The organism is Micromonospora sp. NPDC049359 (assembly GCF_044466585.1).
Lineage (GTDB): Bacteria > Actinomycetota > Actinomycetes > Mycobacteriales > Micromonosporaceae > Micromonospora.
Window position 1 is genome coordinate 308,725 of sequence record NZ_JBITMW010000005.1, and the last position, 22,827, is coordinate 331,551.

Below are 22,827 nucleotides of genomic sequence, written 5' to 3' on the forward strand. Positions count from 1 at the left end.
AGCGTGCGGGGTGGTCAGCCGAGGTAGTAGACGCCGCCGCTCGACGGCCAGCCACCGGCGGAGCGCCCCGTGCCTCCGACCGGGCCGCCGCCCGTGCCACCGTGCAGGAAACGCTGTATGTCGATGCTGTTGCGCGGCGGGCCACCGTCCGGTTCGTCGTCGTAGATCTCGGTCCGTACGTTCTCGTAGGGCCGTGGGCTGAGGCAGTCGTTCCAGCCCACGCAGTCGCGCTCCTGCCACTGGTAGACCACCCGGGGCGCCGGGTCCGGCCGTTGAGCGCAGGCGATCGCCGGCGCCGGATCACCGCTGTCGCAGGCGCTCCACCGGCTCTCCCGGATGTCCCGGCCGTAGTTGCGGGGATAGACCTCGAAGATCGGCAGGTCGATCACCCACGAGTCGGACTCCCGCACCGGTGCGGGCCCGTTGATCACCCCGGTGACGGAGCAGGTGCCGCCATGGCACTGTGGCCTCGGTACGGGCTTGCCGGTGCTCGACTGCGATGCCACCCGGACCGGGTCAGCGACGCCCAGTCGCTTGAACAGGCTGTCGTACGGTTCCGGGATCCGGACCCGGCGACCGTCCGGGTCGGTGAAGGTGGTCGGATTGTTGTTCGCGTACGCGTACCCGTTGACCTGCTGTGAGTCCTGGTGGTCGACCACCGGGTCGGCGGCGTCGAACCGACCGGTCCCGGGGTCGTAGTCGCGTGCGCCGAGGTGGGTCAGGCCGGTGAGCGGGTCGACGCCGCCGTCGAGGAAGCCCCGGCCGCCCGGCCAGTTCACCGGGCCACCGCGCGGGTCGCCGAACGGCAGCATGTGACGGCGGGTCACCTGCTGCGTCGCCGCGTCGACCGCGAGTACGGCGGTGCCGCGCTGATCCGGTATCAGCCGCGTGACGCCGCCCTTGACCCGCAGCGCGATGGTCTCCCCGTCGTGCCGGTAGTACCGGTTCCCGGTCGTCGCCGCGCCGGAGCGGCGCAACTCGGTGTCGCCGAGATAGAGGGTGCTACCGCCCGCATCCCGGCGGATCAGCCGGTTGCCGTCCGCGTCGTAGATGTACGAGGTGGTCTGCCCGTTCGTGGTCACCGACGCGACGCGACCCTCCACGTCCCAGGTCAGCGACTGACCGGGCCGGCCGGTGGCGTTGCCGGCGGCGTCGTAGCCGTACCCGTCGGAGCGGTTGCCCGTCGGGCCGGTCGTATCGACGGTCCGTAGGGTGTGCGGCTGCGCCCCACCCGGCGCGGGGTAGGTGTAGGTGCGGGTGACGTCGCCCCCCACGGCGTGCCGCACGTCCCTGGTCCGGTTGCCGGTCGGGTCGTAGGCGTAGGACTGCCAGTAGGGCGCCGGGCCGGCCAGGTCACCGGTCGCCGGGTCGGCGGTGCAGTCGCCGGAACCCGCCCACGCCTCGGTCAACCGGCGCAACCGGTCGTAGCGGAAGCACTGGTCATCGCCGGTGGCCAGATCCGCTGCCCGGGTCAGGTCGCCCGCCGGGTCGTACTCGTGCACCGTGGCGGCCAGCAGGTCCTCGCCCAGCACCACAGTGGACTGGGTGAGGGCCCGGGTGCCGTCCTGGTAGCCGAAGCCGCGCACCACCTGCTGACCCGCCGGGCCGAGCGTCGACTCCTCGGGCTCGCCGAGGTTGGTGTAGCTGGTGCCGGCCACGTAGCTGTCCAGCGGCGAGGTCAGACTCGTCGGGAAGCCCAGGTTGTCGTAGCCCTGGCGCAGGGTCTCAGCCGGCAGGTCCCCGGCGGCCGGCAACCCGGTGGAGGTGACCTGGTCGCCCTCGTTGTAGGTGTAGGTGGTGGGGTAGGTGCCGGCCAGCCCGGTCTCCGTGGCGGGGATCACCACCGCGGTCGCGGTCCGTCGGCCCCGCAGGTCGTACTCGACAACCCGGGTTTCGTACCGCTGACCGGCCACGTAGCGGACCGCCGAGGCCGGCAGTCCCTTGCCGAGCGTCGCGGTGTCGTACGTCCACTCGGCCAGTTGGGGGCCGTCGGTCGAACCGGTGTACGCGCCGGTGCGGCGACCCAACGGGTCGTAGCGGTACGCCACCGTCTGGCCCCGACCGTCGCGGACGCTGGTCACCTGACCCCGCGCGTCGTAACCGGTGAGCGTCGTACCGGTGTCCGGGGCTTCCTCGCGCACCCGCCGGCCGCTCAGGTCGTAGCCGTAGCGCCACACGTTGCCGGCCGGGTCGGTGACCGTCGCCAGTTGGCCGCCCTTGGCGTACTGGTAGAGGGTCTCGTCGAAACCGCCGGTCGGGGTCGGTCCGGCGTACTGCCGCAGTGCCGACCGCCGGCCGTGGGCGTCGAGGACCTCGGTGGTGGCGGTACCACCGGCCGGCGGTGTGGTGGAGATCCGGTCTCCGCCGTACGCCGTCGTGGTGCGCCACCGGTCCGGGTCCTCGCCGAGGACCTGGAGCGCTGTGGAGGTCGGCCGGTCCGCGCCGTCGTAGCCGTACACCGTCTGCGCCGTCACCAGTTGCGGATCGGGTGCCAGCGCTCCGTTGACGGGGTCGGGGTCGTGCCGGGGTCCGACGACCACGGCGACCCGACCGTGCGGGTCGTACTGGGTGTCGGTGACGATCCGCCCGCCCCGGGGCGAGTCCCGCTGCGTCTGGCGTTGCCGCAGGAGCCCGTCGAAGATCTCGTAGCTGTTCTGGTAGCTCGACCCGGCGAGCAGGGTACGGGTCAGCACGGCGCTCGGCCCGTCGCTGCGCACCGTGTAGCTGAACTCGACGTTCGCCGGCGCGCTCAGCGACCGTCCCGGCCGCCACACCCGTGTGATCCGGCCCAGGGGGTCGTACGCCCGGGTGGTGGTGCCCCCGTTGGTGTCGGTCGTGCTGGCCTGCACACCGCGCAGCGGCTCGTACTCCGTCGTGGTCGTGAAGCCGAGGGCGTCGGTGACCACCGTACGGGTCAACGGTCCGCCTTCGGACGGGGTGTACGTCGTGCGGGTGGGTTCGTCGAGCGCGTCGTACACCAGCTTGGGCCGGCCATGCTGGTCGAGCGTGCGCCGGCTGGTGGTGACGTACGTGGGACCCCCGGTCCCGGTCTGCGCCTCCTCGACCCGGGTGACGTCACCCGCGGTCGGTGGGGCGCCCCACGTCGTGTTGCCGTCGTGGTAGTAGCGCTTCTCGGCGACCAGGTCGGTCGGGTACGCCCCGGCCGCGTCGCAGGCCACGCCGAGGGTCAGCTCCCGCTTGACCGCGCTGACGACCCAGTCGGTGGTGTTCTCGGCGTACTCGACCCGGGAGCAGGTGTCGTCACCCGGCTCCGCCACGTCACCCCGGTCGTGCGTCTCGATTAGGCGGCCCCGGGCGTCGTACGTGTAGGCCCGCTCGGTGGTTCGGACACCGCCGCCGGCCAGTGCCGTCTCGACGCGTTCCCATTCCAGGTCGGTCAGGTGGGCCTCCAGCGTTCCGCCGGTCCCGCCGACGCGGGGACGCTGGGCGGTGATCCCGAGGTCGCGGGGCTCGGCGACGGTACGGCTGACGAGCGCACCACCGTCGCCATCGAAGACGGTGACGGACCGGTTGAAGCCCCGCCACATCGGTAGGTCCGGCTCACCATCGACACCCACCTGATCGGGCTGGCCGGTGCGGTTGACGTCCCCGTCCATGCCCCGCATGAACAGGTGCTCGGTCAGCGTGCGCCGACCGCCCGCCGCGCCGGTGCGGACCTTCACCCGCTGGTAGCCGCGCCACTGTCCCCAGCTCTTGCGTCCGGCCGGCACCAGTTCGGCGTCGTCGTGATGCCAGCCGGACCCGCCGAACACGTACTCGTAGGAGGTGGTCTTCGGTGGGTTGCCGCCGACCAGGTCGGACTCGGTCACCTGACTCACGACGTACTTGTGGAACCAGTCCTCGGTCGGCGTGGTCCCCCAGATCGCCGGGAAGCACCGCTTCTCATTGCTGTCGACGGCGGGCACGGTCCCGGCCCGACACTCGGTCGGCTGGTACGCGACCTGGATCAGCCCGCCGGTCTCGGTGTAGATGGAACTGATCCGCCGCTTGTACATGGCCGGTCGGGTGTCGGCCCGGTCCACCCGGTTCTCCGCCGGCTGCCCGTCGAAGGTCACCGCCGGCAGGGTGGCGGTCCCGCCGACCAGGCCCGCCCGGGTGATCGAGTCGAGCCACAGCGCCGCCGGCTGCCGGTCCGCGGGCACCGGGTACGACTGGCCGAAGGTCCAGGAGTCCACGTCCCGGGCCGCGCCACCGGTGACCACCTGAGTCGTGATCTTCGAGAGTCGCCTGGTGGACCAGAACGTCGGTGACAGCACCAGGCACCCGGTCGTGTCGCACCACTGGTCCCACGGCGTGTCCGGCCAATTCTGCGGCTGGGAACGGACGCAACTGGTGCCCGGAACGCACCGGTCGGCCGGAGTGAACACCACCCGGGCCGCGGGCTGCGCGGTGTAGACGGAACCAATCCGCTGCCCGTAGTCGATCCGGGTCGGTTGCCCGCCCCGCACGTACGGGGTGGGCAGGTCCGTCCGCCCCGCGCGGCCGTAGTGGTTGGTCTCCGGGGCGTACCAGTACGACATCACGTCGTTGTGGCGGTCCACGACGAAGTCCAGGTTCCACCGGTACGCCTGCTGGCACCAGGACGCCTCGAAGGTGGCGCCGTGACAGGGCTCGCCGGTGCCGTTGCCAAAGACGGGGACGGTCCAGGTGGACCCGGTGGTCGGGCTGCTCGCGCTGCCCTCTGGAAGCCGCTCCCGACCGAAGTAGTACAGGGTGCCCTCGGGTGAGGCCAGCCGCCAGTACTCGCCGTCGCGGGCGCCGTTCGGCGCTCCGCCGAGTCGGTCGACCCGCCAGCCGTCGTCCTGCTCAGCCCGCCACAGATCTTTGCCCGCGTCGTAGACCAGCTCACTGGTGAGGCCCGGCAGCACCACCGTGGCGTTGTCCGTCGCCCAGCACAGGTCGCCGCTGGTCGTGGGCCCGCCGTCGTCGCCGCACCGGACGTACGACCGTTCGATGAAGCCGGGCTGGTAGTCGAACCCCTCACCGAGCCAGGACGGCTGGTTGTTGGTGGACGCGACCCGCCCGTCGACCGAACCCGACGAGTAACGCAACGCGATTTCCGGCGTCGGGCCGGGCACGTTCGGCGTGCTCACCGGATAGGACCAGCTGAAGTCGCCGCTCTGCAGGCCTACCTGCCAGGTGGCGGACGGGGCCAGCGAGGTGGGGCGGAAACTGCCGGCGCTGCCTTCGGGGGCGGCGGTCACGGCGTAGAGTCCGTCGCCGACCTCGGCGCGCAGCAGGCCGCTGTCGACCTCGTTGCGGCTCGGCACCGCCGTGCCGGTCCGGCACCCCTTCGCGGCCGGGGTCGTCAAGGCGCAGTCGGGCAGCCGGACCAGCCCGAGGCGGCTGGCGTAGTCACCGCCGTACGCCTGCCGAAAGCCCGAGTAGTCGACCTCGACCGTGGTCTGCCGGGCCACCTTGTCGGTGTGGCCGATCCGCAGCACCATCCCCCGCGCGCCGACCCGGGCGGTGGTGGCGCGGTCGAAGACCTCCACCCGCGCCGTGCCCGGGTCGGTGGCCGCCCCGGCGACCACCGTCGACGCGCCCACCTTCACCGGCAGCGCGCCGGCCCGCACCAACGCCGACGCGTCGTCGCGCGCCAGCCCGCCGACCTCACGCGGCACCGGCACCTCGGCGATGCCGGCTGCAGGCCAGACCACCTCGGGTGCCTTACGCAGGGCGACGTTCGCCTCCGGGTCCGCCCCGCGCGGCTGGGCCAGCACCCGCTGCGCCGGCTTCCCCGACCAACCCTTGCCCTCCGCCGACCCAGCGGCCGGAGCAGCCAGCCCTGGCGGCGCCGAGGCCACCACCGTCGCGACAACCACCGCCACAACCAACAACCAACAATTTCGTACGCGCACCAGGACCTCCCGGGACATCTGGTCGTCATTCGAATAGGAACGCGATGCCGATCAGCTGCAGGCGGCCCCACCGGTTCCGGCGCAGCCGATCCCAGCGAGAATTCCCAGTCCGATTCCCAGCAATGAGATGACGACCGTCTTTATCACGCCCTCGTCCGGTCGAACACGTGGCGGCTCGAACTTGGTCTGGGGTGTTGCCGTCGGCGCAGGTGTCGGCGATGCCTTGGGTTTGGCCGTTCGCGAATTATTGGAGTTTCCGTAATTGCGGGAGCCCGTGTTTTTCTGATGTTCCTTGATCTTTTTCGCTAGGTCGAAGTTCCGGTCTTTCCGCGCCTGCTTGTACATCTCATCCAGCTCCGCAGCATTCTTGCCTTGGAGGAAGGAGTGTTTACCGTCGCGTTTTCCACGTTGGCCCCCGGTGAGACACGCACAAGGGCGACCGTCGTCGGATTTCTCCTTCTTCTTAGCCGTCTTCGGCTTGACCTTGCCGCGCTTGTCGCGATCGTCGAGTTGCTTGTCCTTGGCCAGCAGTCGGTCCCGCGCCGACTTCGGCCCGGCCGCCGGCCGGCGCACGGCCTTGGCCTTGGGCTTCGGCTTGGGCTTGGGCTTCTTGACGTACTTCTTGCCGTTGTAGCGGTGCGTCTTGTTGAACTGGGTGCAGCCCTTACCGGTGCCGCAGTCGGGTCGCAGCCCATCCGGGTCGGAGTAGGTGACCGGGCTGTTGTTCGCGTACGCGTAGCCCTGCATCTGCTGCGGGTCGGACTCGTCGATCACCGGATCGACGGAGAGGAACCGGCCGGTCTCCTGGTCGTACTCGCGGGCGCCGATCCGCACCAGGCCGACCCCGGCGTCCACGGTGCCGCCGACGAAGCCCCGCTGACCGGGCCAGGTGCTCGCCGCGGAGCCACGGCTTCCGCCGTACGGCAGGCTGTAGCGCCGGGTCGGGGTCAGGGTGACCGCGTCCACCGCCACCCCGGCGGTGCCGTTGTGGTCGTCCACCAACCAGCTGAGCCGGTTGTCCGCGGTCCGTACGGCGATCACGTCGCCGTCGTGGCCGTAGTAGCGGGTGCCGAGGGCGCCGCCACCGGCCGCCGGGCGGAACAGCTCGGCGTTGCCCAGGAAGTACGTGGTGCCGGTGGCGTCGCGGCGCAGCACCCGGTTGCCGTCGGCGTCGTACCCGAAGGAGGTTGTCCGGCCGCCCTCGGCGATCGCCGTCAGGTTGCCCTCGGTGTCCCAGGTCAGGGTCTGGTCCTTGCCGGCCACCGCCCGGGTGGTGGTGTTGCCGTCCGGGTCGTAGCCGAAGGTGTCGGTCCGGTTGCCGGCCGGCCCGGTGGTGGTGACCGACCGCAGGGTGTGCGGCTGGGCGGTGCCGGCGGCCGGATAGTCGTACGTCCGGCGGGTGTCGCCGACGGCGTCGTGGCGGACCTCCTCGGTGCGGTTGCCGACCTTGTCGAACCGGTACGACTGCCAGTAGGCGGCCGGCCCGCCGAGGACGGAGAGGCTGGGGTTGGCGGCGCACTCGTCGGTGGCGGTCCACGCCTCGGTGAGCCGGCGCAGGTAGTCGGTGCGGAAGCACTGGGTGTCGCCGACCGCGGCATCGGCGATGGAGGTGACGTTGCCGGCGTCGTCGTAGCGGTAGCTGACGTCGCTGACCATGGTGGCGTCCTCGGTGCCCACGCCGATTGCCTGCGCGGTGCTCAGCCGGCGGCTGCCGGTCTCGTAGCCGAAGGTCCGCAGCAGCACCGCCTCCGGGCCGCCGAGCTGGTACGACTCGACGTCACCCAGCGGGTCGTACGCGGTGTCGTTGACGTAGGTGACGCTGCCGCCGGACGCGGTCCGCGAGGTCATCGTGGCCGGCAGACCGAGGGAGTTGTAGGTGTAGGTGACCGTCTCGCCACCGAGGCTGCCGACGGCCGGCAGGCTGGCGGAGGTGACCGCCCCCGCCGCGTTGTAACTGAACGTGCTGGCGTACCGCTCGGTCTGCCCGGCCGTGGCGGCCGGGACCGTGACGGCGGTTCCGGTCGGCCGACCCGCCGGGTCGTAGCCCAGGGTCTCCGACCGGTACGTGTCGCCGCCCGCGTACCGGGTGGCCGCGGTGGGCAACCCGATACCGCCGGGCAGCGTGTCGTAGGTCCAGTCGGCCAGCTTCGTGCCGTCCGGGGAACCGTCGTACCGGCCGGTGGGGCGGCCGAGCGGGTCGTAGGTGCTGGCGACGGTGTGCCCGCGGGCGTCGGTGGCGCTGGTCAGCTGGTCCTCGTCGTCGAAGCGGGAGGTCGAGGTACCGGTATCCGGGTCCTCGGTGTGGATCCGGCGGCCGCGCAGGTCGTAGGAGTAACGCCAGACGTTGCCGGCCGGGTCGGTGACGGTGGCCAGCTCACCGCCCCTGGTGTACGTGTACCGGGTCTCGTCGTAGGCGCCGGTGGGTGACCCGCCGGTGTACTGCCGCAGGGCGGTGACCCGGTCGTCGGCGTCGACGACCGTCGTCGTGGCGGTGCCGCCGTCGGGCGGGTCCACCGACGTCCAGTTGCCGCCGTACGCGGTGCCGGTGCGCCACTGCTCGACGCCGTGGGACAGGAAGATCTCCACCGTCTCCCGGTCCGCTCCGTCGTAGCCGTACCGGGTCTCGCCGGGCACGCTGCCGGTCGGCCGGAACAGTTCCGGGACCGGGTCGCGACTGGCCTCCCAGTAGTCGTCGTAGGTGCGGTCGACACGGCCGTGGCCGTCGTGGAACGTGTCGGTGATGATCCGGCCGCCGGCGGGGGAAGCCGTCTGGGTCTGCCGGGGACGCAGGAAGCCGTCGTAGAGGGTGTACGCGGATCGGTAACCGCCGCCGGCGTCCCCGGTCAGGGTCTCGGCGCGGGTGGCGCTGGTCCCGTCGGCGCGGACGACGTACTCGAAGCGACTGTTGGGGCTCTGGGTGTCCTTGGCCCGGCCGGGCAGCCACACCTGGCGCAACCGGCCCAGGGCGTCGTACGTCAGGTCGGTCCGTCGCCCGTTGGCATCCACGGTGCTGACCGGGCTACCCAGCAGCGGGTCCAGGGTGCTCGTGGTGGTGTGGCCCAGGGCGTTGGTGGTGCTGACCTGGGTGGTCGGCCCGCCCAGTGCCGGCGTGTACGCGGTCTTGCTGCGGCGGCCCAACGCGTCGACCACGGCGGTGGGCCGGCCGTGCCCGTCCACCTCGGTCGAGCCGGCGGTGACGTAGACCGGGCCGCCGGACCAGGAGCCGGCCTCCTCGCTGCGGGTCTCGTCGCCAGCGGTCGGCGGCGCACCCCAGCCCAACTGGCCGTCGTAGTAGCCGCGTTCGTCGGAGATGAGATCGTCCGGGTACGCCGGGGTGGTGGAGCAGCCCACGGCCACCGTCTCGGTCCGGGACACCGTGTCGGTGATCCACGCCTTCAGGTTGCGGGTGTACCAGGTACGGGTGCAGGTGTCGTCGCCCGGATCGGCCAGGTCGCCCTTGTCCTCGACCCGGGTCATCCCGGCGTAGTCGGGGTCGTAGCCGTAGTTGGTCTCGGTGGTACGGGTCGAGCCGTCACTGAGCGCGGTGAGGATCCGCTCGGTGGTGCCGGTCACCAGGTACGCGGTGAGCGGTTGCATCCCCGTACGCTCCCGGGTGGCCGTGGCCCGTACGCCGGTCAGCGCGGAGACCCTGCGCTGCAACCAGGGACCACCGTCGCCGTCGTACGTGGTGACCACCCGGTTCAAGCCACTCCACTGCGGATCGTCGGGCACACCGTCCACCTGGACGCCCTGGTCCGGCGGACCGGACTTGTTGACGTCGCCGTTCATGCCGCGCATGAAGACGTATTCGGTCAGGGAACGTTGACCACCGGTGGCCCCGGTGCGTACCCGCACGGTGCGGTAACCGCGCCACTGCCCCCAGGTCTTGCGGCCGGTCGGGACCAGTTCGGCGTCGTCGTGGTGCCAGGCGTGCCCGCCGATGTCGTACTCGTAAGAGGTGATCTCCGGCGGGTTGCCACCCACCAGGTCCTCCTCGGTCACCTGGCTGACGGCATACTTGTGGAACCACTCCAGCCGGGTGGCGGACCCGATGCCCCAGTACACCGGGAAACAGCGCCGGTTGTTGTCGTCCTCGGCCGGCAGGCCCCCGGGCCGGCACTGCACCGGCGCGTACGCCACCGAGATCTGGCCACCTGTCTCGGTGTGCACGGCGCTGATCCGGCGTTTGTACAGCGCCTGCACGGTGTCAGCGGTGTCCACCCGGTTCGGCCAGGTCTGCCCGTCGAAGGTGACCGGCGGCAGCGTGGTGGTGCCACCGACGTGACCGGACTGCCGGATCGCGTCCAGCCACAGCGGCGGGCTGGTCTGGTCCTGTGGCCGGGGGTATGACTGGGTGAGCTGCCAGGAGCTGACGTCGCGGTAGGCGCCGGCGGTGTACACCTGCGTGGTGACCCGGTCGAGGCGTTTGGTGGACCAGAACGTGGGGGCGAAGACCTGGCACGTCCCGGTCGACGTGCAGGCCTGGTCGAGTGGGGTGTCCGGCCAGTTCTGCGGCTGGGAGGTGACGCAGCTGCTCCCCGGGATGCAACGGTCGGCCGGGGCGAACACCACGCGGGCGGCGGCCGGCACGGTGAACAGGGTGTCCGCGCGCTGGCCGTACTCGATGCGGTCGAGCTGGCCGCCCCGGACGTAGGGGGTCGGCGCGGTGGCGGTGGCGTTGCGGCCGTAGTGGTTGGTCTCGGGGCGGTAGTAGTAGGACATGGCGTCGCCGTGCGGGTCGACGACGTAGTCGAGGTTCCAGCGGTACGCCTGCTGACACCAGGCGTCAGCGGGGGTGCCCCGGTAGCACCAGGCCCCGGGCTCCTTGCCGAAGACCGGCACCGTCCAGGTCGAGTTCGTCTCGGCCCGGCCGGCGGCCCAACCCGGTAGCCGGTTGAGGCCGAAGTAGTACTGGGTGCCGTCGGGTGCGGTGAGTCGCCAGTGTTCGCCCTTGTCGCCGTCGCGGCTGTCGGTCCTGTCGTCGCCGTCGTCGCCGTTGACGGCGCCGGTCAACCGCTCCACCCGCCAGCCGTCGTCGTCGGCCATCCGCCAGGTGCGGCTGGTGTCGTCCAGGACCAGCTCGCCGGCCGCGCCGGGCAGCGACACGATCGCGTTGTCACTGCCCCAGCAGAGGTCTCCCACCGGCGAGGCGGGCTCGGTCGAGCAGGGCTTGTAGGAGCGCTCGATGAAGCCGGACTGAAGTTCGAAGCCCTCGCCCACCCAGGACGGCTGGTTGTTGTTGGCGGCCACCCGCCCGTCGATAGAACCGGACGAGTAGTTCAAGGCTAGGTCGGGCTCGACGCCGGGGACCTCCGGCGTGTCGATCGGGTACGACCAGGTGAAGTCTCCGGACTGGAGGCCGACCTCCCAGGTGGCTGTCGGTGAGAGCGAGGTGGCCTGGTAGCTGCCGGCGCCGCCGGACGGCCCGGCGGTGAGCGCGTACAAGCCGTCGGGCACCCGGGCCTCGACCCGACCGGTGGCCGGCTGATTGCGACTGGAAACCGCCGTGCCGGTGCGGCAACCGGGGGCGGCCGGCGTGGTGGCCGCGCACTCGGGCATCCGGACCAGCCGCAGCCGGGAGCCGTAGTCACCGCCGTAGGCGGTACGAAAGCCGGAGTAGTCGATGCTCACCTGCGTCCGGGCCGTGTCGTCCCGGCGGGAGAGTCGGATGAGCAGGCCGGTCAACCCGGCCGCTCGGACGGCGTCCTGGCCGAGAAGCTCGACGCGCACCGTGCCGGCCCCGGTGGGCGATCCGACCCACAGAGGTAGCGCACCGGCCCGGGCGAGGGAGATCTCCGGCTCGCTCGACATCGGCCGGACGGCGGCGGCGACGGGTACGTCCACGGCGGCGGCGGACGGCCACTCAGCGCGGGCCGCCTTACGCAGCGCGGCCTGCTCCTCCAGGTCGACAGCACGCGGGCGGGCCGGTGCCGACGTCCCCTTGACCGGCGCGACCGGGTTCTTGGCAGCGGGGGAGCGGGGGCGGCCGGCGGCGGGCCCGGCCTGTGCGGGCGCCGCCCCGGCCAAACTGATGACCAGCGCCAGGACGAGAGCGCCGGCCAGCGAGCCACGACCGGCGCGTATCCAGCCGATCCGACGGGTACCTGGTATGGGCATCCTGTTCCCCCCGCGTGAAGTGGTGACTGCGAACAAGCCGGTTGCCCCGCACGCGCCGGATCGGCCATCCGACTAGGACACTGGGCGTCGGACGTCGCCGTGGGCAACGGATCCGGCGCGTTCGGGACAGTCCCGAACGGGCCCGCACGGCGAGCGTCAGATGACTAGGATCGTTAACCTCGATCGAGTCCGATCGACGCATGGGGGAGTCGAATGTCCGAAGCCGGAACGCAGCCGCCGAACCCCGACGAGGCGACGAACCCGGCCGAGTTCGTGACGGCGCTGCGGGCCCTGCGGGAATGGTCCGGCCTCACGTACCGGGAACTCGCGGCCAAGGCCGACGCCTCAGGGGACGCCCTGCCGTCGAGCACGATCGCGTCGGCTCTGAGCCGTACGACCCTGCCCCGGCAACAGGTGGTGCAGTCCTTTGCGAGAGCCTGCGGACTCGGCGACGCCGCCGCGGCCCGCTGGGTCGCGGTCCGTAACCGGCTTGCCGTCGGGCCGATCTCGAGCGGTTCTCCGGATCCCGTCGAGGAGGCCGAGGTGGCCACGGCGGAACCGGTCGCGCCGCCCGCGCCGGCTGCTCGGCCGCGACGGTCGAGGAGGGCAATCGTGGTGATCGCCGCCCTCGCCGCCGTGATCGGCTCGGGCACGGCGTTGGCCTGGAAGGGCGCCCTCGGCTCAGACGGCTCGAACGGCTCGGGTGGCCGTGCCGTGGAATCCTCCGGGGCTTCCACGCCCGCGACTGCCGCCCTGCCCGATGGCTGGTACCTGATCCAACCCGCGCACGTGCGGGATCGTGACCTGTGCCTGGGCGAGGGGCGGGAGCGTAACGGCCGTACCGACCGGCCGCTGGCGGTGCAACGGGCGTGCGACCGGATCTCCCCGGACACCTTCCTCAAGGCGGTCGGTGTCGGGGTCTACGAGATCGAATGGCACCATCCGAAGGAGGGCGCGGGCTGTCTGACCGTCGACGAGGCGCTGACGGGGGACGGCGCGTTGCTGGCGCCGGACAACTGCACCGGTGCCGCCCACCAGCGGTACCTGTTGGAGGCCACAAACGTGCCGGTGCCCGGCGGCTATCGGCTACGCCCGATCCACAGTGGTCTCTGCGTCGGGGCGCTCGGGGGCCCGGCCGATGTGAACCCCGGCGCCGAGGCGATGCAGGCGAACTGCACCGGGGCCCTGGACCAGGAATTTCTGTTCGTCGCGACGAAACAGGCAGGCCGATCGTCCTGAATCACTGCCGTGGTTGCCGAGCGGACGATCAATCGTCCTCATCGAAATCCGTGTCGTCGACGAGGCCGCCCAGGAACGTCTCGAAATCGGGGGCGAGGACAGTGATCTGGTAATCCCACTCCTGGTCGACGTGCACGACTGTCGGCTCGCCCGTGGACCGGTAGTCGAGGGCGATCATGTCGTGGCCCGCTGAGGGGCAGTCGGCGATGTAGATACCAATGTCGGGGTAGCCCCACTCGGCTATCCAGAACGCGCTCCCGAGCTCGCCGCACAGGCTGAAGGGCGCGGTCCGGCCGATCGCCGCCAGGGTGTCCACCGCGACGTAGTTCGCCGACCAGGAGGTTCGGCTGGGCGAGGGGTAGGCGTCACGAGCCAACAATCCGCCGTTGTGTCGCCGGGCCAGGTCGACGTACGCGGCGGGTAGCTTGCGGCCGAGCTGTGCCTCCACCTGCCGTAGAACCTCGTCGGTGAGCGGACTTTCCAGCGGATCGGAGGCGTCGAAGATGATCGTGGGATCGAGCACGCGCTGACGGTAGTCGCTGAACGTCGGTTGCCGGAACGCCCCGGGGCTCCATTGTCTGAACGCTGTTCGTGTTGAGGATTCACTCCTGCCGCGACTGCGCGGACCCGGCGGGTGCGCTGCCCCGACGCTTCCTCGGCTGGCTCAGGTGAGCATCCTGCTGTTAGGTTCGCGAACGTGACGGTGCAGATCACCGCTGGGCGTTTCCACGAGGCTGACGGTGTAGAAGACTGGCGTTGTCTCTACCACCTGGTTTCGGCCTACTTCCGGACTGGCTCGCTGTCGGCGGGGATCGCGTTCGTCGACGAGATCGGCCGGCTCGCCGGCCGCGACGAGCAGGAGCATCTCAACCTGGATCTGCGCCACGCGGGCGTCACCGTGTCGCTGTCGCGGCGTGACATCTCATTGGCGCGACGGATATCGGCCGCTGCGCGGGCGCTGGGCATCCCCGCCGATCCCACGGCGGTGCAGCTCCTCAACATCACCCTCGATGCCCTGGTGAAGTCGGACGTGCTGCCGTTCTGGCAGGCGCTGCTGGGATACCGGCAGATCGGTGACGACTACCTGGCCGATCCGGCGCGACGGGGGCCCGGATTCGGGCTGCAACCCATGGAGACGGCGCGACCGCAACGCAACCGGATGCATGTCGACATCGCCGTCCCGCACGATCAAGCGAAGGACCGCGTCGCCGCCGCCCTGGCCGCCGGCGGGCGCGTCGTCTCCGACGCACACGCGCCGAAGTGGTGGGTGCTGGCCGACCCCGAGGGTAATGAGGCATGCGTCGCGACCTGGGTTGGACGCGAGTAGCGGGCCAGCCAGAGCGCGACCCGCAGATGGGCCCGAAGCTGCTGATCTTTTGGGAACCCGAACGCGGGCTCGTGAACGAACTGCGCAAGGAATTGGGCGAAGAGCGCTCCCTCGCTTTGGCTGCCCGCCGTGGCGATGGTGCTGTTGAGCGGTATTCCTCAGAGGTATGAATATGACTGTGCGGTATACCGCTTACCGCCGCATCCGCCTCCACGCAGGTGGCTGAGGGTCACGCCCGGCCACCGGCCGCGCGCGGCGGCGCGGTCCAGCCCGCAACGGGCGAGATGGGCACGAACTGCCTCTCGCCCCGACTGACCGGGCGTCACACCCGGCTCAGACCGAGCGCCTCGTCCACCCGGTCCAGCACCCCCACGTCGTCGTGGCCGACGCCGCGCAGCAGGTCGATGGCGGTCGCCCGGATCTGTCCGACGATCATGGTGACGGGCAGCGGCGGATCGGACCGCAGCAGGCCCGCGGCGATCCGGACCGCTTCCAGGGCCGCCGCGTCGGCCCGGTGCGCGTGCCGGTCGGCGTCGGCGCCGCTGAGGTCGCTGGCCAGAGCCTCCCCGGCCGACCGTACGGCGGCGGTCAGCGCGCCGATCGCGGCGGCCAGCTCCGGCGGTGTGGCGGTGTGCCGGCGGGTCAGGGTCACGCCGGCCCGCGCCAGCACCCGGATGTTGCGCGCGGCATAGTCGAGCTGCCGCAGCGTCGCCTCCACGTCGACGAGCTTGCCCAGGTGCCGGCGGCGCAGTCCCAGCCGCAGCGTCTCACCGGTGGCGAGCACGGCGGTCTGTAGCTGGGCGACGCAGTCGTCCACCTGCCGAGCCTGGTCCAGCGCGGCGCGCGCGGCATCCTCGTCGCAACCCCGCAGCGCGGTGTTCACCTCATCGAGCAGGTTGGCCAGGTCGGTGTAGCTGCGCCGCGCCTGCGCCACGAGCGGGGCCAACGGGTCGCGGGCGGCCATCAGCTGGCTGGCGGCCAACGCGACCGCGCCGCCGACGAGCGCGTCGACGAAGCGGAACGGCATCAGCGTGCCGTGCGGCGCGGCGACCACGACCAGGTACATGGCCGACACGGTGGCCTGCACGACCAGGGCACGGCGGGCTCCGATCAGCACCAGCGTCGTGGTGGTCAGCAGCAGCACCAGCAGGACCGTGCCGGTACCGGGGCCCAGCGCGTACACGAGCAGCTCCGCGACGAGCACGGCGGCGGCCACCGCGAGCAGGATCTCGACGGTCTGCCGTAGCCGTCGCCCGCGGGACTCACCGAGCACGACGAGCGCGGCGGTCGGCGCATAGAACGGGTCCGGGTGACGGATCACCACCGCCGCCACGATCCAGGCGACCACCGCGGCGGCGGTCAGCTCGACCACGGTCATCCCGTCGTCCCGCAACCGCGCTACGGCGTCGCGCCCCCACGTCCGCACCGGTGCTGCCCCTCTCGCCGGGCGGCCCCGACCCGGCCGCCTATTGATCTTCCGCGAGGACCGGGACTACCCCGCCTGTGAGCTGCTCAATCGTTGGGTGGCGGGCGGCACGCGGGACGAGAGGCCGATGGCAGGTCATGGTGGGCGGCCGCTTCACTGCATGGCGGTGAGCGGAGGATGATCGAATGACACGGAGCAGTGGAAGGTGTACAGCGAGTAGCCGCGCCCGATCTGCACGCCGACGATGTCGGGGGACGCGGTCGGGTCCTCCTCGGACGGGCGCCAGCTGCAATGCATCCCGTTCCAGTCGCCCGAATCCACGGTGCAGATCAAGGTCATCGCGGTGCCGCAGGCGACACAGTCCATCGGGTACGGATCGGTCAGGGACCAGTTCGCGAACCCGCCGACCTTCCATCCCGGCGCCAGCGACAGGTCGCTCTGATAACGGGGACGGCTCTCGTCCTCGTCGTCATCCCACTCGTCGAGCCGGTCGCGTAGGTCAACAGGCAGCAGATCGGCGTACTGGTACTCGTGGACCTGCTCGGGGTGCACCAGGCACGGGATCGGCAGGTACATGTCGCTGATCACCGGCGGCTCGGGAGGTGCTTCGAGCAGAGGGCCGACGGTGGAACTGTCGCGCCAGTAGAGGAAGACGCGAGGGCTGTAGTGCCGGTCCGAGTGGTCGACCGGGCACCACAGCACCTGGAGCAGGTCGGTGTCGTCCGGACCGGCGTAATCCGGGATGTCTCGTCGGTAGAGCTGCGCGACGGGGACCAACGGGATGGGATCCTCGATCAGGCCGTCCAGTTCCAGGGCGTCGGCGGCGTCGAGTTCCGCCCGCTCCTTGACGGTCAAGAAGTCCCCACCCGGCACCGGATCCCGGGCTTCTGCGGTCGCGAGGATCTCCCGCCTGCGGCGCAGGGCAGCCGGGGTCGTAAGGTTCCACGGCTCGTGCGCCCCGGCGTCGTCGCAGACCGGCCACACCTCGTGGGCCGGCCACAGCAGCGGTCCACCGACCGAGCTGTCCCTGACGGTCGGAGCGCCGGGTCGGGGATGCAGGCGGGTGGCCGTGGTGGAATGTTCCCGTAGCTCGGGAAATACCGCGGTGATATCCAGCGGACGCGGAGGCGTGGTGCGGGCCATATCGGTGGATCTTATGGCCCGCGTACCGGTCCTGAATCCCCGGATCGCTGGCACCAGCCGGCGTCTGCGACGGCGCCCCGGCTGTCGGAGTAGCTGATTTTCCGGCGGTTATTCGGCTCCGACCGGTCAGGCCGTACCCTGGCGGTTGACTCGGCCCTCGTGGGCCGCCTTCGACCGGCCCTGGTCGCGCTCGGTGCCCGCTGATCCGGTAGCGGTGCGCTCGTGCCGCTGATCAGGCGAGTGCTCGACCGTCGCCCCCTGCCGGCCCCGTGCGCCGTTGCCCGGGTGCCGGCGGCCCCGCGCCGACTCGCCGCCGCTGTCGTGCTTGTTGCGCTGTTGGCTGCCCATGCCAGGTCGGGTACCCGGTGCCTGGGCACTCATGCTTTCGGGCGGGACGGCTTCGGCGCAGTTCCGCAAGATGCTGCCCTGGCCGTGAGGCTGGCCAGGCCAGCTCGGATTGTGCAGGTCAGAGGCCGGTTGGACACAAGCCCGCAGGTCTGCTCCCGGTGCCGTTCCGAATTTGCTCCCTGTTGCGCCCATCCGTCTCGCGATCGGCCTCGAATGCCTCATGACAACAGCAGTGAAGTACAAGCATTTGAGGAGTTCGTATGAAGCGTCGCCTGTTCGCCTCCGTTGGCGTGATCGCTGTGCTGGCCCTGTCCGCCTGTGGCGGTACCGACAGCGGGGACAGCGCCAGCGGCGCGCCGAGCATGTCGGCCAGCGCGCCGATGGCATCGGCTTCGCCCTCGACGATGATGTCCGGTCAGTTCGGCTCGGGGTGCGCTGCCGTGCCGACCGATGCGTCCAACCCCGGTAGTTTCGAGGCGATGGCGAAGGTGCCGGTGGCCACGGCCGCGTCCGGCAACCCGCTGCTGTCGACGCTGGTGACGGCCGTGAAGAAGGCCAACCTGGTGGACTCGCTCAACGGCGCGCAGGGCGTCACGGTGTTCGCGCCGACCGACGATGCGTTCGCCAAGATCCCGAAGGCGGACCTGGACAAGGTCTTGGCCGATGACGCCCTGCTGAAGAAGATCCTGACCTACCACGTGGTGACGACCCAGCTGTCGCCGGACACCCTGGCGGGCACCCACAAGACGTTGCAGGGCGGCGACCTCGAGGTGACCGGCAGCGGCTCGTCGTTTACCGTCAACGGCACCTCGATGGTGGTCTGCGGGAACGTCTCGACGGCCAACGCCACCGTCTACATCGTTGACACCGTTCTGATGCCCAAGAGCTGATGGCGGCGACCGACATCGAGCCCCGGCCGGCGACTCGTCGGCCGGGGCCGACCCTCCGCATGACCGCCGTCCGCGGCGCGGTCGTCGGCCTGCTGACCGCCGGAGTGACCCTGGCCGTGGCGCATCTCCTCGCGGCACTGGTTGCCCCGGCCGCCGATCCGGTGCTGGCAGTCGGCGGCGTCGCCATCGACCTGGCACCGCAGGGCGTCAAGGCGTTCGCCATCCGCACCTTCGGCGCGAACGACAAGATCGCGCTCCTCGTCGGCGTCTACGCGCTGCTGGCCCTGGCCGCGGTTCTGCTCGGCGCGGCGGCGCTTCGACGACGACGCTACGGTCTGGCTGGTCTCGCCGTGTTCGCCGCTGTCGGTGTCGCGGCCGTCCTGTCCCGCCCGGGGGCGACACCCCTGGACGTCCTGCCGGTCCTGACGGGCGTCGGCGTCGGATCGGCCGCGATGTTGCTGTTGGCGCGCGCCGGTCGAACGGTAACGGCCATCGCGCCGAGCCGGCCGAGGCTGCTCAACCGCCGTCAGTTCCTGGCCACGACAGCGGGGACCGCGCTGACCGCCGGTGCCACGGCCGCCGTTGGCCAGGCCGTCGGTCGCGGCAGTGCGGTTGGCGCCCGTTCCCGCGCCGCCGTTCGCATTCCGCCGCCGGTACGACCGGCACCGCCGCTACCCGGCGGTGTCTCCGTCGGTGTCGACGGGGTTTCGGCGTTCCTCACCCGCAACCGGGACTTCTACCGTGTCGACACGGCACTCACCGTCCCGCAGGTCGATGTGAAGACCTGGCGGTTGACCCTGGACGGGGCAGTCGACCGTCCTCGTACCTGGAAATTCGAGGATCTTCTCGCCCGTGGCCTCGTCGAGCGTGACATCACCCTGAACTGTGTCTCGAACGAGGTCGGCGGTCCCTACATCGGCACCGCCCGCTGGACGGGGGTTCCCCTTGCACCGCTGCTTCGCGAGGCGGGCCTCCACGCCGGGCAGAACCAGCTTGTCAGCCGCTCGGTGGAGGGCATGACCATCGGCACTCCGCTCGCGGCGATCCTCGACGGGCGCGACGCGCTCCTGGCCGTGGCCATGAACGGTGAACCCCTGCCCCTGGAACACGGTTTCCCTGTCCGCATGCTCGTTCCCGGCCTCTACGGCTACGTGGGGGCCTGCAAGTGGCTCACCTCGATGAAGGTGACCACCTTCGACGCGTTCGACCCCTACTGGGTGCAGCGCGGGTGGGCCGCCGACGCGCCCGTCAAGACCGCATCGCGCATCGACACTCCGAGACCTTTCGCGCAACGTCGCGCCGGGCCTGTCATCATCGCCGGTGTCGCGTGGGCGCAACGGCGCGGAATCGTGGCCGTCGAGATTCAGGTCGACGACGGGCCGTGGCGGCAGGCCCGCCTCGCCGATGGACCATCGCCGGACCTGTGGCGGCAGTGGACCTACCGCTGGGACGCCACCCCGGGTAGCCACACCCTGCGCGTACGGGCCACCGATGCGACAGGTGCGACCCAGACCGACCAACGGGCTGCGCCCTTCCCCGACGGCGCGACCGGCTGGCACAGCACCACCGTCACGATCACCTGACCTGGTGCTTGCCGTGATTCCGGCCAGGAACGAGTACGCGGCGGCAGACTGCACGGCCGCCTGCACAGGAGAGGACATGCCGAGGATGAGCGGCGACCCGGAACACGCGCGGCGGTTACGTTCGGTGCCGCCGGATACCGCGACGCCACCGAGCCCCGACGAGCTGCTGGCGCGGGTGGCACGCGGTGACGAGGCGGCGTTCGCGGCGCTGTACGACACCATGGCCGGCCGCGTCCTCGGGCTGGCCCGCCGCGTCGTGCGCGACCCGGCGCAGGCGGAGGAGGTGACGCAGGAGGTGCTGGTCGAGGTGTGGCGCACCGCCGGCCGATTCGAGGCCGGTCGTGGCTCGGCCTCCGCCTGGATCCTGACGATGGCGCACCGGCGGGCGGTGGACCGGGTGCGCTCCGAGCAGGCCCACACCGACCGCACCCAGCGGGTCGCCGCGACCGAGACGCACGTCCCCTACGACGAGGTCGTCGAGGACGTCACCGCCCGGTTGGAGCGCGAACAGGTCCGTCGCTGTCTGGGCCGGCTGACACCGGTCCAGCGGGAGGCGGTGGTCCTGGCCTACTACGGCGGCCACACCTACCGTGAGGTCGCCGAAAAGCTGAAGACACCGCTGCCGACGGTGAAGACGCGGATGCGCGACGGACTGATCCGGATGCGTGACTGCCTGGGCATCGACATGGAGGGACGGGCATGAGTGCCGACATCCACACCCTCGCCGGCGCGTACGCCCTGAACGCGGTCGACGACCTTGAGAGGGCGGCGTTCGAGCGGCACCTGGCCGACTGCGAGTCGTGCCGACAGGAGGTGACCGAGCTACGGGAGACGGTCGCCCGGCTCGCCGACGATACCGTCGTCGAGGCCCTGCCCCAGGGGTTGCGGGAGCGCACCCTCGTCCAGGCGGCGCGCACCCCGCAGGTGCGCTCCGCAGCCGCCGGGGACAGCGCCACACGGCAGGCAGGCAGGTGGCGACGCCTTACGGTGGCCGCCGCGGTGGCCGTCCTCGTGGCCGGCGGCGCGAGCGCGGCCACCTGGGCCGTGACCAACGATCGGGTCAGCGACGAGCGGGCCAGCAGCGAGCAGGCGCGGCAGATCGCCGCCGTCCTGGACGCCCCGGACGCCCGGGTGTTCGAGCGGTCTCTCCAGCCCGGTGGCGCCGCGACCGTGGTGGTCTCCCGCAGCCGGGACCGCGGGGTGGTGCTGCTGCGCGACCTGCCCGAGCCCGGCCCCGGGCGGATCTACGAGCTGTGGCTCATCCGTGGCAGCGAGCCCCGCAAGGTGGGACGGCTGGCAGAGGGAGTCAGGGAGTCGACCACGGTCATCGGCCCGGTTGCCGAGGCGGGAACGTTCGGCGTCTCCAACGAACCGGTGGGCGGTTCCGTCGCCCCCACGCGAATCGTGGGCACGGTCGCGCTGAGCTGAGCACCGGCGCCAGGAGAGATCGCTGCTCCGCCGTACCGCCACGGGCGCGAGGCGTCAGCGGAAAGCGTCGATGTTGCGCTTCGCCCAGGCGGCGAAGGGGCGTGGGGATCGGCCCAGGATCTCGGCGATGTCCGGGCTGATCCGCTGTTCGGCTTCGGTGGGCGTGCCGAGGATCGCCAGCGTGCCCTCGACCACCGGTGGCGGCATGAAGCGCAGCATCTGCTCACGGGCTTCGTTCGGCGTCTGGTCCACGAAGCCGATCGGCTCGCCGAGCGCGGCGGCGAGGTCGGCGACCCGTTCGCGAGGCGTGCTCAGAGCCGGGCCGGTCAGTTCGTAGGTGCGGCCGACGTGCGAGCTGTCGAGCAGGGCTGCGGCCGCCACTTCGGCGATGTCGGCCGGGTCGACCAAGGGTAGACCGACGTCGCCGAACGGCGCGGCCACCATCCGCGTACTCCGCACCGGTTCCGCCCAGGCGAATGCGTTGGAGGCGAAGCCGCCAGGGCGCAGTATCGTCCAGCCGAGGTCGGATCGGCGGATCAGGTCCTCAATGGCGTGCAGGGGTGCGTGTGACGGCGAGTCGGGCCGTGTAACGACCGCCTGCGAGGACTGCAGCACGATGCGCTTCACGCCACCGGCCGCGGCGACCCGCAGGATCTCGCGCATGTCGAGATGGGCTCCGGCGCCCTCGACGAGGAGGTACAGCGCGTCGGCGCCGGCGAGCACCGGGCTCAGACTTTCCGGCCGCTCTAGGTCCGCGTGATGGTGACGGACCCCGTCTGGCAGGGCGATCGGGCGTCGTCCCCGGGATACCGCCGTCACCCCACCGCCCGAGGCCGCGAGGATTGACGTGAGCGTACTGCCGACGTTTCCGGTGGCTCCAACCACGACAAACATGTCTGTGTCTCCAGTTCGACCGCGTCGTTCGCGCGGTTGCCGGAAACGCTAGTAGCGCCGATATAGTAGGTACCTAGAGGATAGTAATGGATATGTGACGGAGGGCACATGCAGCGCTCGACGGATCCCGAGCTGGCATGTCCGGTCGCGCCGGTCGTGGACATCGTGTTCAGCCGGTGGACCACGCCAATCCTGTGGGCTTTGCACGAATACGGTCGGCAGCGCTTCGTGGAGTTGGAGCGCCGACTGACGAGCATCACGCCCAAAGTGCTCACGCAGCGGCTCCGCCAACTCGAACGCGACGGACTCGTGACGCGCACCTACCACGCCGAGGTGCCGCCGCGAGTCGAGTACCAGATCACCGAGTTGGGCGCCAGCCTCGGCCCGATCTTCGCCCACCTGGCCACGTGGGCCGACGCCAGCCTCCCAGAGGTGGAACGCGCGCGGGATGCCTACGACGCCGGGCGATGAGGACCATCCACAACGCGGAAGCAGAACCTCACCGTGATGGGCGGGCCGACGAGCTGGCGCGGTCAGCTTGTCGAAGATG

The 22,827-nt window shown here is 71.0% G+C and carries 14 protein-coding genes; 7 read left to right on the top strand and 7 right to left on the bottom strand.

The window, feature by feature from the left end; translation table 11 throughout:
* Window positions 1-14 precede the first annotated feature (14 nt).
* Entirely contained in the window at window positions 15-5,846 is a 5,832-nt protein-coding gene (locus ACIBTX_RS15055) for an RHS repeat domain-containing protein (RefSeq protein WP_396832600.1), read from the bottom strand.
* 87 nt (window positions 5,847-5,933) lie between these two features.
* A complete protein-coding gene (locus tag ACIBTX_RS15060) occupies window positions 5,934-11,999 on the bottom strand; it encodes an RHS repeat-associated core domain-containing protein (RefSeq protein ID WP_363660950.1) in 6,066 nt (2,021 codons plus the stop codon).
* A 213-nt stretch (window positions 12,000-12,212) separates the two neighbouring features.
* On the opposite strand from ACIBTX_RS15060, the gene ACIBTX_RS15065 reads away from it, so the two are divergent.
* Window positions 12,213-13,238, top strand: a complete 1,026-nt coding sequence (locus tag ACIBTX_RS15065; RefSeq protein ID WP_357171428.1) for an XRE family transcriptional regulator — start codon at window positions 12,213-12,215, stop codon at window positions 13,236-13,238.
* 28 nt (window positions 13,239-13,266) lie between these two features.
* On the opposite strand, the gene ACIBTX_RS15070 is transcribed toward ACIBTX_RS15065, so the two are convergent.
* A complete protein-coding gene (locus ACIBTX_RS15070) occupies window positions 13,267-13,761 on the bottom strand; it encodes an SMI1/KNR4 family protein (protein ID WP_357123271.1) in 495 nt (164 codons plus the stop codon).
* Between the two features lie 174 nt (window positions 13,762-13,935).
* On the opposite strand from ACIBTX_RS15070, the gene ACIBTX_RS15075 reads away from it, so the two are divergent.
* Window positions 13,936-14,565 (top strand): VOC family protein, encoded by a 630-nt coding sequence (locus ACIBTX_RS15075; protein ID WP_357171429.1) that lies wholly within the window; start codon window positions 13,936-13,938, stop codon window positions 14,563-14,565.
* A gap of 322 nt (window positions 14,566-14,887) precedes the next feature.
* On the opposite strand, the gene ACIBTX_RS15080 is transcribed toward ACIBTX_RS15075, so the two are convergent.
* The 3 genes from ACIBTX_RS15080 to ACIBTX_RS15090 all read right to left on the bottom strand — a co-directional run bounded on the left by ACIBTX_RS15080 (window position 14,888) and on the right by ACIBTX_RS15090 (window position 17,482).
* Entirely contained in the window at window positions 14,888-15,991 is a 1,104-nt protein-coding gene (locus tag ACIBTX_RS15080) for an FUSC family protein (RefSeq protein ID WP_357171430.1), read from the bottom strand.
* 153 nt (window positions 15,992-16,144) lie between these two features.
* Window positions 16,145-17,188: a hypothetical protein gene (locus ACIBTX_RS15085; RefSeq protein ID WP_396832601.1), complete on the bottom strand. Its 1,044-nt coding sequence runs from the start codon at window positions 17,186-17,188 to the stop codon at window positions 16,145-16,147.
* 72 nt (window positions 17,189-17,260) lie between these two features.
* Window positions 17,261-17,482 carry a hypothetical protein gene (locus ACIBTX_RS15090; RefSeq protein ID WP_357171433.1) on the bottom strand — a complete coding sequence of 74 codons (222 nt, stop codon included), beginning with the start codon at window positions 17,480-17,482 and terminating at the stop codon, window positions 17,261-17,263.
* A 260-nt stretch (window positions 17,483-17,742) separates the two neighbouring features.
* Between ACIBTX_RS15090 and ACIBTX_RS15095 the strand changes: the two genes are divergently transcribed.
* The 4 genes from ACIBTX_RS15095 (at window position 17,743) to ACIBTX_RS15110 (ending at window position 21,383) form a co-directional block, all read left to right on the top strand.
* Window positions 17,743-18,372 carry a fasciclin domain-containing protein gene (locus ACIBTX_RS15095; protein ID WP_396832602.1) on the top strand — a complete coding sequence of 210 codons (630 nt, stop codon included), beginning with the start codon at window positions 17,743-17,745 and terminating at the stop codon, window positions 18,370-18,372.
* A 59-nt stretch (window positions 18,373-18,431) separates the two neighbouring features.
* Window positions 18,432-19,955, top strand: a complete 1,524-nt coding sequence (locus ACIBTX_RS15100; RefSeq protein ID WP_357123289.1) for a molybdopterin-dependent oxidoreductase — start codon at window positions 18,432-18,434, stop codon at window positions 19,953-19,955.
* A 76-nt stretch (window positions 19,956-20,031) separates the two neighbouring features.
* Window positions 20,032-20,658 carry a sigma-70 family RNA polymerase sigma factor gene (locus tag ACIBTX_RS15105; RefSeq protein ID WP_357123293.1) on the top strand — a complete coding sequence of 209 codons (627 nt, stop codon included), beginning with the start codon at window positions 20,032-20,034 and terminating at the stop codon, window positions 20,656-20,658.
* Window positions 20,655-21,383, top strand: coding sequence for an anti-sigma factor (locus ACIBTX_RS15110; RefSeq protein ID WP_357123296.1), 729 nt, complete (start codon window positions 20,655-20,657; stop codon window positions 21,381-21,383). Before ACIBTX_RS15105 ends, ACIBTX_RS15110 begins: the two co-directional genes overlap by 4 nt.
* A 54-nt stretch (window positions 21,384-21,437) precedes the next feature.
* Here the strand turns inward: ACIBTX_RS15110 and ACIBTX_RS15115 are convergent, their stop codons facing one another.
* Entirely contained in the window at window positions 21,438-22,277 is an 840-nt protein-coding gene (locus ACIBTX_RS15115) for an NAD(P)H-binding protein (RefSeq protein ID WP_357123299.1), read from the bottom strand.
* A gap of 108 nt (window positions 22,278-22,385) precedes the next feature.
* On the opposite strand from ACIBTX_RS15115, the gene ACIBTX_RS15120 reads away from it, so the two are divergent.
* Window positions 22,386-22,748, top strand: coding sequence for a helix-turn-helix domain-containing protein (locus tag ACIBTX_RS15120; protein WP_355052955.1), 363 nt, complete (start codon window positions 22,386-22,388; stop codon window positions 22,746-22,748).
* Window positions 22,749-22,827 lie beyond the last annotated feature (79 nt).

Bases quoted from the DNA above. Each gene is read 5' to 3' on its own strand.
- ACIBTX_RS15060 (WP_363660950.1), bottom strand. From the start codon at position 11,999: ATGCCCATACCAGGTACCCGTCGGATCGGCTGGATACGCGCCGGTCGT.
- ACIBTX_RS15065 (WP_357171428.1), top strand. From the start codon at position 12,213: ATGTCCGAAGCCGGAACGCAGCCGCCGAACCCCGACGAGGCGACGAAC.
- ACIBTX_RS15090 (WP_357171433.1), bottom strand. From the start codon at position 17,482: ATGGGCAGCCAACAGCGCAACAAGCACGACAGCGGCGGCGAGTCGGCG.
- ACIBTX_RS15095 (WP_396832602.1), top strand. From the start codon at position 17,743: ATGAAGCGTCGCCTGTTCGCCTCCGTTGGCGTGATCGCTGTGCTGGCC.
- ACIBTX_RS15100 (WP_357123289.1), top strand. From the start codon at position 18,432: ATGACCGCCGTCCGCGGCGCGGTCGTCGGCCTGCTGACCGCCGGAGTG.
- ACIBTX_RS15105 (WP_357123293.1), top strand. From the start codon at position 20,032: ATGCCGAGGATGAGCGGCGACCCGGAACACGCGCGGCGGTTACGTTCG.
- ACIBTX_RS15110 (WP_357123296.1), top strand. From the start codon at position 20,655: ATGAGTGCCGACATCCACACCCTCGCCGGCGCGTACGCCCTGAACGCG.
- ACIBTX_RS15115 (WP_357123299.1), bottom strand. From the start codon at position 22,277: ATGTTTGTCGTGGTTGGAGCCACCGGAAACGTCGGCAGTACGCTCACG.
- ACIBTX_RS15120 (WP_355052955.1), top strand. From the start codon at position 22,386: ATGCAGCGCTCGACGGATCCCGAGCTGGCATGTCCGGTCGCGCCGGTC.